Source organism: Bradyrhizobium sp. LMTR 3, from assembly GCF_001693485.1.
Classification (GTDB): Bacteria; Pseudomonadota; Alphaproteobacteria; order Rhizobiales; family Xanthobacteraceae; genus Bradyrhizobium.
On record NZ_MAXC01000029.1, the window covers coordinates 1 to 11,017 of the forward strand.

Sequence of the window (11,017 nt, forward strand, 5' to 3'; positions counted from 1 at the left end):
AACAGCGTCGCCGACGCGCCTTCGGTCTGGGCATGGCGGCGAACCCGCGTGTAACGGAAATAGCGATATCCGAAGCGGAGCGAGCTCAGCGCGAACACCTGCAGAAACCAGTAGAGAACGATGGTGACACGGCCGAACAGCACCGGCGCCTTGCCGTTCGACGCGGCGAAAATGAAGGCATAGTCCAGCACGACGAGCGCGACCGCCAGAACGGTCGCCACGCGCAGGATGTTCAGCGCATCGGGAAGCGAAATGAAACGCCATTTCGTCGTCGTCAGATTGAAGAAGTAGCTGATAACGATGCTGAAGGCGACGAAGAGCGGTAAGATCTTCAGCAGCAGCGGCAGGCGGGCATAGAAGGCCTCGCCTCCCTCGAACCGCAGGTAGAAGCTAGCGAGCAGCGCAAGCGCGGTCGCCAACCCATCATGCGCTGCGATCAGGTAATTGCGACGGGTCAATTGCGAAAGAGGCGTCATTCCATTGGCCCGCTGCGGAAACGATGGGGATTCATAGGGCGTCCCTCGCCCGCTGATATCTTATCTGCGGCGTGCATGCCAGCAATCATGGCCGGACTGTTCCAGAAGATTCCGCCCCCTCCGATCTGGCGCGCAACACCATGCCCCCGGCAACTCCGACGCCCAGCACATACATCCAGCCTTCATGGAAGTCGAAGATGTGAGAGTTGAACAGCGAGGTGAAGATATTCTGCACTACGACCAGAAGCCCGATCCAATTCGCAAGCCCATCGCCACGGAACAGGAGCAGGTGCAACAGCCACATCGCGTACAGTATGACGACACCGACAATGCCCCATTGCACCGCGACGTTGAGCGTCTGGTTATGGGGATTTCCGATCACTTCGCTGCTGGCCTGGTAGGAGCCGTTCGTGGCGACGCGCTCGAACAGGCCCCGCGTCGCGCCCGTGCCGTGGCCGATCAGCGGTGCCTCGGCAAAGAAGCCGAGAGACTTCCGCCAGAACTCGAGCCGCAGCCCGACCGATGTCGGAATGTTTTGTTCCTTGTAGAGCTGGTAGTCCCGGGCAAACGTCTCCGCGGTCCGGCGCAACGCCGGCGAGGTCTGCCAGGCAACGGCGGCGAACGCGGCCGCTGCGCACAGGATGATGACGATGCTGCGCCACCTCAGATGCAGCAGCGCAAACACCGCGAACATGATCGGCACCGTGACCAATGCCGTGCGCGACACCACCAGAAACGCCATGTTGACGAAGAAGCCGAAAGCGATGGCGATCAGCAGCACGGCCAGCGCAATCCGCCTTGCCCGCAGCAGCATGATGACCGGATAGGCCAGCGCAACCGCGCACAGCGTGAATTCCTGGCTCTGGGCGATGTAGTTCTTGACAAAGATGCCGCGTGCGGCGAGCTCCGGCGTGCGCAACGAAAGTTCAGGACGGAGAAACACCAGCCAGGACATCAGCATCAACAGCGTGCACGAAGCGAGGAACGCCACCAACACCCATGACCCGCGCGCCGAACGCTCGAAATGATAGAGCAGGACCGGAAGCACCAGGAGCTTCGCGGCCGGCCCCACGGCATAGAATCGCGCGCCCCAAGCGGCGTCCGACCACAGGGTTCCGACAAGCGCCAGAACGAACAGGACGATCGGCAGCGCGGAGATCGGGCGCTTCAGCGAGGCAAGAAAGCCCTTCAACTCGACCGTCGGTGCAACCGTGACCAGAAGCACCGCGCCGAAAATGCCGACCAGCGAGGTCGACCATGGCAGCGACAGCGCAAGCAGGACCGCGACGACGTCGCTCACCTTCATCCATGCGGCAGGATCGCGCCAGATCGGCAGCGCCTTGGCCATAGGCGTGGAAACTGCGTTCGCGCTCACGCCTTGTCTCCCCGCGCGCGGCCGACCAGCGACGTCGTGCTGTGGCCCGGCAGGATATCGACGAGCACGACCTCGCCGCCGGTAGCCTCGACGATCTCGTGGCCGACGACCTGCTCGCGCGTATAATCGCCGCCCTTGACCAGCACGCTCGGCCTCACCCGCGTAATCAGGTCGATCGGCGTGTCCTCCGCGAAGATCGCGACGAGATCGACCGCCTCCAACGCTGCCAGCACTTCGGCGCGCGCCCGCTCATCCTGCACCGGGCGTCCCTCGCCCTTCAATCGTTTCACCGAGGCATCGCTGTTGAGGCCGACGATCAGGCGGTCGCAGGCGCCGCGCGCCGCCGTCAGCACCTTGACGTGGCCGGGATGCAGAATATCGAAGCAGCCATTGGTGAAGCCGATGCGCAGCCCCTGCCGGCGCCATTCCGCCAGATGCACGGCGAGATCGCCGCCTGCCGGCACGATCTTCTCTTCGGCCGCCAGCGACGCATGCGGCAAAATCTTCCGCCGCAGTTCCGCGGGCGTCACGGTCGCAGTGCCCTTCTTGCCGACGGCAACGGCTGCCGCCGCATTCGCCATCCGCAGCGCCGTCTCCCAATCGGTGTTGGCCGCCAGCGTCAGCGCCAGCATCGCGGCAACGGTGTCGCCGGCGCCGGAGACGTCGCGCACCCTGACCGGAAGCGCCGGCACGTGGATCGTCTCGCCGCTGCGCAGCACCAGCGTCATGCCGTGCTCGCTCTGCTTCACCAGAATGGCCTCGCAATCGGCCAGATGCATCGCATCCTGCGCCGCGCCAGCGATGTTCTGGTCAGTGTCGGCGCGGCTGCGGGTGGCCGCCGCAAACTCCCTGCGGTTGGGTGTCAGCAGCGTGGCGCCGCGATAGATCGCCAAATTGGCGCTCTTGGGATCGACGATCACGCGCTTGCCGAGCGTTCTCGCGGCATCGATGATATTGCGAATGACGCGCGCCGTCAGAACCCCCTTGGCATAATCGGACAGCAGCACGATGTCGGCGCGCGGCAGATGCGGCAGGATCGCGTCGATCAGCTTTTGCTCGACGTCGGTCGAGGCCGGAACGGCGAGCTCCCAATCCGCGCGAAGCATGTGGGTGGAAAAATGCTCGGAGACGAAGCGGACCTTCCGCGTCGTCGGCCGCGAGGCGTCAGAAACCAGCACGGCCTCGATCAGCTTCTCTCGTGCCAGATCGGCCTTCAGCTTCGCACCAGCCTCGTCCTCGCCGATCAGGCCGGCAAAGATGCAGCGGGCGCCGAGCGAGGCGATGTTGCGCGCGACATTGCCGGCACCGCCAACATTGGTCTCGCTACGCTGGACCGCGATCACCGGCGCCGGCGCCTCCGGCGAAACACGGGATACGTCGCCATAGACGAACTCGTCGAGCATGAGATCGCCGACGCAGAGCACGGTCTGATTTGGGATCGCCTGGCTCAGGGCTTCAAAATCGAACATCTGTCCACCTGGTGCCCATCAGCGAAAGCGATCGGGACGATCGAGAAAAACCCTCACATAGGTCTCGACCGCGTCTTCCAGCGCGGTGAAGCCGCCATTATACCCGGCGTTCAGCAGCCGATCGACTTCGCTCTGGGTGAAGTACTGATAGCTGCCGCGGATCTGCTCGGGCATGTCGATATACTGGATGTTCGGTGCGATGCCGAGCGCGGCATAGGCCGACAGCATCAGATCGCGAAAGCTGCGCGCGGTGCCGGTGCCGACGTTGAAGAGGCCGCTGACGGCAGGCGTTTCGAGGAGCCACATCGTGACGCGCACGACGTCGTCGACATAGATGAAGTCGCGCCGCTGATCCCCGTCGGCGATCCCTTCCCGATGCGACTTGAACAATTGCACCGGACGGCCGGCCTTGATGTCGTCGAAGCGCCGCGCCAGCACGCTCATCATCGTACCCTTGTGATATTCGTTGGGGCCGAACACGTTGAAGAATTTCAATCCAGCCCATTGCGGCGGCAGCCGTTCGCCGCGCGCAGAGCGTTCGGCGACAGCCATGTCGAACAGATGCTTGCTCCAGCCATAGAGGTTCATCGGCCGCAGCTTCTTCAGCGCATCCATTGACTGATCGTCGCGAAAGCCGCTGCTGCCGTCGCCATAGGTCGCGGCCGAGGACGCGTAGATCAGCGGCGTGGCGTTGGCCGTGCACAGCTCGAGCAACCGCATCGACAGGCGGAAATTGGTCTCGATCACCAGGTCGCCATCTGTCGCCGTGGTTTCGGAAATGGCGCCGAGATGGATGACGGCTTCCAGCCGGCGGCCCTTCAGCCAGTCCATCAGTTCCGAAGGCGGTACAAAATCGGCCAGCCGGCGTTTGGCCAGATTGCGCCATTTGCCGTCATCGCCGAGCACGTCGCACACGACCACGTCCCGGCCGGCGTCATTCAACGCAGCCACGACGTTCGACCCGATAAAACCGGCACCCCCGGTCACCAGCAACATGCCATCCCCTGCCATGGTTGTTCGGGCGAAAGCTTTGCCTCACTCCCGCGCGGCAGGCAACTTTGCTTCTCGGCGAATCGAAGACCGAATCGACCGGCTTTACGTGTCGCCTTGGAGCGGTTACCGACGGGCCGGCAACTGGTTAGCGGCGAAACAAGCCAAGATATGAATCTAAACTCACCAAATGGGATCGAAATGGAAGATAGCGCCGACACCAGGCCTATCCTGATCGTTCCCTATATGTGGATTGGCGATTTCGTCCGCGGCCATACGGTGGTGCGGGTATTGAAGCAGCGCTGGCCGAATCGCCCGGTCGACCTCCTGGCGACCTCCCTCTGCGCGCCGCTGGTCGGCTATATGCCCGGTGTCCGGGCGGGCATCGTCTGGGACCTGCCCCGCAGCCGGCTTGCGCTGGCCAAGCAGCGGGGTCTCGCATCCGAACTGCGCGCCCGCGGCTATGGAACCGCCCTCGTCCTGCCCCGCACCTGGAAGGCGGCGATTGCACCCGCGCTGGCCGGGATCCCCGAGCGCGTCGGCTTTTTCGGCGAGGCGCGATTCGGGCTGATCAATCGGATGCGCTGGGGCGAAAAGGCCCTGCCCCGCTTTATCGACAAGAATGCCGCGCTGGCGCTGCCCGACAGCGCGCCGCTGCCGGCCGAATGGCCAGTGCCGCAGCTCGTGGTTCCGCCCGAGGAAACCGCCCGCTGGCGGCAGGCGAACGGGCTCGGCACCGGTCCCGCCGTAGCGCTCGGCCCGGGCTCTGTCGGCGCCTCGAAACGATGGACCTATTATCCGGAAGCCGCGCGGCTCCTGATCGAGCGCGGCCTCGACGTCTGGGTTGTCGGCGGTCCCGGCGAAAAGACGCTGGCGCAGGAAATCGTCTCCGCTACCGGCGGCAAGGCCCGCGACCTCACGGGGACTGATCTGCGCAACGGTATTCTGGCGATGGCGGCGGCGAGCGTCGCGATCTCGAACGACTCCGGCCTGATGCACATCGCGGCCGCGATCGGCACGCCGACCATGGGCATTTTCGGCCCCACCAGCCCCTATCTCTGGGCGCCGCTGAACGGCCTTGCCGCTACGGTGCTGCAGACCAAATCGAAGCTATCCTGCCAGCCCTGCCAGCGCACGGTCTGCACCATGAACGACCACCGCTGCATGCGCGACATTGCGGCGGCCGAGGTGGCCGACATCGCGCAGCGCGTGATGGCTCAATCGAGTGTGCGATAGACTGCGGCGATCGCATTCGCTTCCGCCTCAAGACTGAACTTTTCCAGCACGCCCGCCCGCGCCCGCTCGCCCATCGCATGTGCCGAGGCCGGATCGCACATCAAAGGCTCGAGCGCCGCGACCAGCGCCTCGGTATCTCCCGGCGGCGTCAGCACGCCGGTCACGCCGTCCTCGACCACGAACTCCGCTGCGCCTGCCCGCGCCGCCACCAACGCCGCACCTGCCGCCATCGCCTCGATCAGCGTCAGGCCAAAGCCTTCGTTGCGCGAGGTGAAGGCGTAGATCGTCAGCCGCTGATACCAGCGCTGCACTTCCTCGATTTCGAGTTCGCCCGTGATGACGATGCGCGATTGCAGCCCTGCCGCCTCGATCTGCCGTTTCAGGCCGTCGGCAAAACCCTGCTGCTCCGGCACGACCGCACCGACGATGACGGCGGTGAAATCCGGGTAGCGCGGCAGCAACCGGCACATCGCCTCGACGAACACATCCGTGCCCTTTTGCGCGCGCACCCGCCCGAAGCAGCCGATCGCGTAATGTCCCGGCAGTCTCGCCTCGGCAAACGCCGCGGCGCGGTCGGCCGGCGGCGCGTAGGCGTTGGTGTCGACGCCATGCATCACGACCGTCGCCTCGCGTTTGAGAAACGACGCCGACAGTTCGGAGGTTGCGATCACGGCATCCATCTGCCGGATCAGCCAGCGCGTCAGCCAGGTGTGATGCCGCTGCGCCGCCGAGGTGAAGACCAGTTTCAGCGGCCAGCCGAGCGCACGCAGCAAAACGCCGACAATCATCTCGTCGTTGCGCCGCGCGTGCCAGATCACGGCGTTGCGGCGTCGCCAGAGCTTCAACAGATCCGCAAAACCCATCCGCGCGATGCCGTCGGGCGCGTGCGGCCCGAGCCATGCTGCGCGGTACATCTGCGCGAGCTTCGGCGCCACCATCCGGTTGGTCGCCGTCACGCCCGAATAGCGCCTGTGCAGATTCGGCACGATGAGCTGCAGATCACTGGCCAAATTGTTCTCGATCGGCACGTCCGGCTCCGTTTCGGCCAGTTCCTATACGCAACATTAAGCATAGTGGCCAGTTCGGCCTGTGCCGAAACTCCCTCTTCACCGCGAGCCCCTAGCATTGCCTGCAAATAAATCGGGAGAGGTGACCCATGACCGTGCTCGTCACCGGTGGCGCCGGTTATATCGGAAGTCATACGGTTCATGCGCTGGTGGATGCCGGCGAAAACGTCGTCGTGATCGACAACCTGTCCACCGGATTTTCCTCACTTTTGCCCCGCCCCGTGCCTCTGTTCATCGGCGACGCCGGCGACGAAAACCTCGTCGAGGGCGTGATCGCCCAGCACCGTGTCGAGAGCATCATTCATTTCGCAGGCTCCGTTGTGGTGCCGGATTCGATGCGCGATCCGCTCGGCTATTACCGCAACAACACCATGACGACCCGCAGCCTCTTGAATTCAGCCGTGAAGGGAGGTGTCAGCCGCTTCATCTTTTCGTCGACGGCTGCCGTCTACGGCAATCCGGACCAGGTACCGGTGCCGGAACATGCACCGACGAGACCGATGTCGCCTTACGGCTCATCCAAGCTGATGACCGAAATCATGCTGCATGACGTCGCCGGTGCACACGACATGAATTATGTCGTGCTGCGCTATTTCAACGTCGCCGGCGCCGATCCGAACGGCCGCTGCGGCCTCTCGACCGTCGGCGCGACGCATCTGCTCAAGATTGCGGTCGAAGCCGCCACCGGGCAGCGCGCCAAGGTCGACGTGTACGGAACCGACTACCCGACGCCGGACGGAAGCTGCATCCGCGATTTCATCCATGTCAGCGATCTCGCGGAGGCCCATCGCGCCGCGCTGTCGTACCTGCGCGGCGGCGGAAGCTCGATCACGCTGAACTGCGGCTACGGCCGCGGCTATTCGGTGCTGGAAACCATCGAAGCCGTCCGCCGCGTCTCGATGCGCAATTTCGCGGTCTCCTATGCGCCGCGCCGCCCCGGCGACATCGTGACCATGGTTGCCGATACCAACCGCATTCGTTCGATGCTGGAGTGGACGCCGCAATACGACAATCTCGAAATCATTGCCGGCCACGCGCTGACCTGGGAAAAGAGGCTGTTCAGCGAACGCGGCGGCATTCCGCGGCAAGCGGAATCGGCCTGAAATCAAGCGCTTATTGGGCTTGAAAAAGCCCCTCTAAGCAGGCAAGGAGGCATCGCAGCAGCCCTGACGCGCCGGGCTAACCAGGCGCCGTCGATGGAACGCGGATGACCGAATTTCCTACAGAAACTCCGAAGAAAATCACCGACGACCCATATGGTGCGGCGATCCTGATTCGGCGCCTCGTCGCTGAACAGGGGCTGGCCTACTGGCGGCGCTATCTGCTCGCCTTTTCGCTGATGGGATTAGCGGCGGTGACAACCGCGGGTTCCGCCTACCTGCTCGGCGAGGTCATCAACAAGGCCTATGTCGACAAGGATGTGCGCGGGATTGCGCTCTTGTCGCTGGTCACCGTCGTCATCTTTACGATCAAGGGTGCGGCGACCTACGGGCACACCGTGATCCTGTCGCAGATCGGCAATGCGATCCTCGCAAACAACCAGCGCCGGCTGTTTGCCAAGCTGATGAGCGAAAACATCGCGTTCTTCTCCGAGCGGCATTCATCGGAATTCCTGGCGCGGCTCACTGCTGGCGCTACCGCGGTGACGCAAGTGCTCAATCTCCTGATTAACGCCATCGGCCGCGACCTGCTGTCGCTGATCGCGCTCGTCGTCGTCATGGTGATGACCGATCCCCTGATGGCGCTGCTCGGTTTTGCGGTGGCACCGCCGGCGATGATCGTGCTGCGCAAGCTGGTGAAGCGCATCAAGGGTCTTGCACACAACCAGTTCTCCGGCACTGCCGACATCATGGAGACGATGCAGGAATCGCTGCAGGGCATCCGCACCGTGAAAGCCTTTACGCTCGAACAGGCGATGCGCGAACGGATCGACGCCAGCATCACCGCGGTCGAGCGCAACGCCAACAAGATGGCGCGCGTTTCCAACCGCTCCAGCCCGTTGATGGAAACCCTCGGCGGCTTCGCGATCGCGGGCGGCCTGATGTATGGCGGCTATCGCGTGGTCGCGATGGGCGCTTCGCCCGGCCAGTTCTTTTCATTCCTGACCGCGTTCCTATTGGCCTATGAGCCGGCCAAGCGGCTGGCGCGGCTCAACATCGAGCTCAACAGCAACCTGATCGGCGCGCGCAAGCTGCTCGAAATCGTCGACAGCCCACCGAGCGAGCCTGACGACAGTGACAAGCCGACGCTGAAACTCACTGACGCGCGGGTCGAGTTCCGCGACGTGACCTTCGGCTACCGGCCAGACGAGCCGGTCCTCAATCGCATGAGCTTCGTCGCCGAGCCCGGCAAGACCACCGCGCTGGTCGGCCCCTCCGGCGGCGGCAAGTCTACGGTGCTCGCGCTGCTGCTGCGGCTCTACGAGGTGAACCAAGGCGAAATCCTGGTCGACGGCCAGAACATTTCCAGCGTGTCGCGGCGCTCGCTGCGGCGGCAGACCGCCTATGTCGGGCAGGACGTCTACCTGTTCCGCGACACGATCGGCGCCAACATCGCCTTCGGCAAGGAAGGCGCCAGCCAGGACGAGATCGTGGCGGCTGCGAAGGCGGCCTGCGCGCACGATTTCATCATGAGCTTTCCGCTCGGCTACGATACGCCGGTCGGCGAGCACGGCACGCAGCTATCCGGCGGCCAGCGCCAGCGCATCGCAGTGGCCCGGGCGCTGATCAAGAACGCGCCGATCATCCTGTTGGATGAGGCGACCGCAGCGCTCGATTCCGAGTCCGAGAAAGCCGTGCAGGAGGCGATCGAGCATCTTTGCCGGAACCGCACCACCATCGTGATCGCCCACCGCCTGCACACCATCATGCATGCCGATGCCATCCTGGTCGTCGAGGCCGGCGAGATCGTCGAACGCGGCCAGCATGACGATTTGCTGCGCCGCGGCGGGCGCTATGCTTCCTTCTTCCGCCTGCAGCAGCGCGAAGCCGGTCCGCCCAGTCTGGCGCCGGTCAGCGCAACCGCGTAAAAGCTAGAGCATGATCCGGAAAAGTGGGTACCGGTTTTCCGAAAAGATCATGCTCAAATATAAGATGACACCGGAATTCCACCGTAACCCGAGACCCTTTTCATGACCGCAGCCTCCTACGTCATATCAGCAGCCCCGCAGCCTGCGCTTCCCGTCGTCGGCGAGACCGGCTCCTATCCGGTTCGCCGCATCTGGTGCGTCGGGCGCAACTATCTCGAGCACATCCGCGAGATGGGCAATGACGAGCGCGCGCCGCCGTTTTTCTTCGCCAAGCACGCCGACATGCTGGTACCCGACGGCGCCACGATTCCCTATCCGCCGCTGACCAAGGACCTGCATCACGAAGTCGAACTGATCGTCGCGATGAAGAGCGGCGGCCTCAACATCCCGGCCGACAAGGCGCTCGATCATGTCTACGGCTATGCGGTCGGTATCGACCTCACCCGCCGCGATTTGCAGATCGCCTCGCGCAAGAAGGAGCGGCCGTGGGAAGTCGGAAAGTCCTTCGACTATTCCGCGCCCTGCTCCGCGATCCAGCCCGCATCCAGGATCGGCCATCCTGCCCAGGGCAAGATCTGGCTGACGGTCAACGGCAAGGAAACGCAGAAGGGCGACCTCACCGAACTGATCTGGAGCGTACCCGAGATCATCTGGCAGCTCTCGCAGCAGGTGAAACTCGCCGCCGGCGACATCATCATGACCGGCACGCCGGCCGGAGTCTCGCAGCTCAATCCCGGCGACAAGATCGAGTGCGGCGTCGACGGCGTCGGCACGCTGAAGGTGAATATCGGCAAGCCGGAATAGGCCGACGATACTTTCGACGGCAAGAAGCCCCGGATACATCCGGGGCTTCTTATTGCAGGAAGGCCTATTTCTGCGGCGTCATTGCGTGCTCGCTGAGATAAGCCTGGTAGGCGAGCCGGATGCCGTCCTCAAGCTTCGTGCTGGCCCGCCAGCCGAGTTTTGCCAGGCGGCCGACGTCGAGCAGCTTTCGCGGCGTGCCATCCGGGCGCGAGGCATCAAAACCGATCTCGCCGCTGTAGCCGACGGTCGCCGCGACCACGCGGGCGAAATCGGCGATCGTGATGTCCTCGCCGGTGCCGATATTGACCAGTTCGCGATCCGAATAGGTCTTCATCAAGTGGATGCAGGCATCGGCAAGGTCGTCGACGTGGAGGAATTCGCGGCGCGGCGTGCCGGTGCCCCAGACCACGACTTTGTCGGCGCCGGCAACCTTGGCTTCGTGAACGCGGCGGATCAGAGCGGCGACGACATGGCTGTATTCGGGATGATAATTGTCGCCGCGGCCGTAGAGATTGGTCGGCATCACATTGATGAAGTCGGCGCCGTACTGGCTGCGATAGGCCTCCACCAGC

The 11,017-nt window shown here is 63.9% G+C and carries 9 protein-coding genes and 1 pseudogene; 4 read left to right on the forward strand and 6 right to left on the reverse strand.

Annotated features, from left to right (window positions below):
• The 4 genes and pseudogenes from LMTR3_RS20620 to rfaD all read right to left on the reverse strand — a co-directional run.
• Nucleotides 1–476, reverse strand: a pseudogene (locus tag LMTR3_RS20620) (capsular biosynthesis protein); the annotation flags it as partial.
• An 85-nt stretch (nt 477–561) separates the two neighbouring features.
• A complete protein-coding gene (locus tag LMTR3_RS20625) occupies nt 562–1,851 on the reverse strand; it encodes an O-antigen ligase family protein (protein WP_502686655.1) in 1,290 nt (429 codons plus the stop codon).
• Nucleotides 1,848–3,320 carry a D-glycero-beta-D-manno-heptose-7-phosphate kinase gene (gene rfaE1 / locus LMTR3_RS20630; RefSeq protein WP_065746877.1) on the reverse strand — a complete coding sequence of 491 codons (1,473 nt, stop codon included), beginning with the start codon at nt 3,318–3,320 and terminating at the stop codon, nt 1,848–1,850. The genes LMTR3_RS20625 and rfaE1 overlap by 4 nt, the downstream gene beginning before the upstream one ends.
• A gap of 18 nt (nt 3,321–3,338) precedes the next feature.
• Nucleotides 3,339–4,316, reverse strand: coding sequence for an ADP-glyceromanno-heptose 6-epimerase (gene rfaD, locus LMTR3_RS20635; RefSeq protein WP_065746878.1), 978 nt, complete (start codon nt 4,314–4,316; stop codon nt 3,339–3,341).
• A 165-nt stretch (nt 4,317–4,481) separates the two neighbouring features.
• Between rfaD and waaF the strand changes: the two genes are divergently transcribed.
• Nucleotides 4,482–5,546, forward strand: a complete 1,065-nt coding sequence (gene waaF / locus LMTR3_RS20640; protein ID WP_065746879.1) for a lipopolysaccharide heptosyltransferase II — start codon at nt 4,482–4,484, stop codon at nt 5,544–5,546.
• On the opposite strand, the gene LMTR3_RS20645 is transcribed toward waaF, so the two are convergent.
• The gene (locus tag LMTR3_RS20645) at nt 5,528–6,574 is read right to left on the reverse strand and encodes a glycosyltransferase family 4 protein (protein ID WP_065746880.1); all 1,047 of its coding nucleotides are present in this window, start codon (nt 6,572–6,574) and stop codon (nt 5,528–5,530) included. The genes waaF and LMTR3_RS20645 overlap by 19 nt on opposite strands.
• A 128-nt stretch (nt 6,575–6,702) precedes the next feature.
• Here LMTR3_RS20645 and galE point away from each other — a divergent pair, with 128 nt between their 5' ends.
• The 3 genes from galE (at nt 6,703) to LMTR3_RS20660 (ending at nt 10,445) form a co-directional block, all read left to right on the forward strand.
• Nucleotides 6,703–7,716, forward strand: coding sequence for a UDP-glucose 4-epimerase GalE (gene galE, locus LMTR3_RS20650; RefSeq protein ID WP_065746881.1), 1,014 nt, complete (start codon nt 6,703–6,705; stop codon nt 7,714–7,716).
• A 104-nt stretch (nt 7,717–7,820) separates the two neighbouring features.
• Complete coding sequence (locus tag LMTR3_RS20655) at nt 7,821–9,641, forward strand: ABC transporter ATP-binding protein (protein ID WP_065746882.1); 1,821 nt, start codon at nt 7,821–7,823, stop codon at nt 9,639–9,641.
• A 102-nt stretch (nt 9,642–9,743) separates the two neighbouring features.
• Nucleotides 9,744–10,445 (forward strand): fumarylacetoacetate hydrolase family protein, encoded by a 702-nt coding sequence (locus tag LMTR3_RS20660; protein ID WP_065746883.1) that lies wholly within the window; start codon nt 9,744–9,746, stop codon nt 10,443–10,445.
• A 64-nt stretch (nt 10,446–10,509) separates the two neighbouring features.
• Here the strand turns inward: LMTR3_RS20660 and LMTR3_RS20665 are convergent.
• Nucleotides 10,510–11,017: NAD-dependent epimerase/dehydratase family protein (locus tag LMTR3_RS20665; RefSeq protein WP_141686725.1), on the reverse strand; the 508-nt coding region annotated here is incomplete at its 5' end.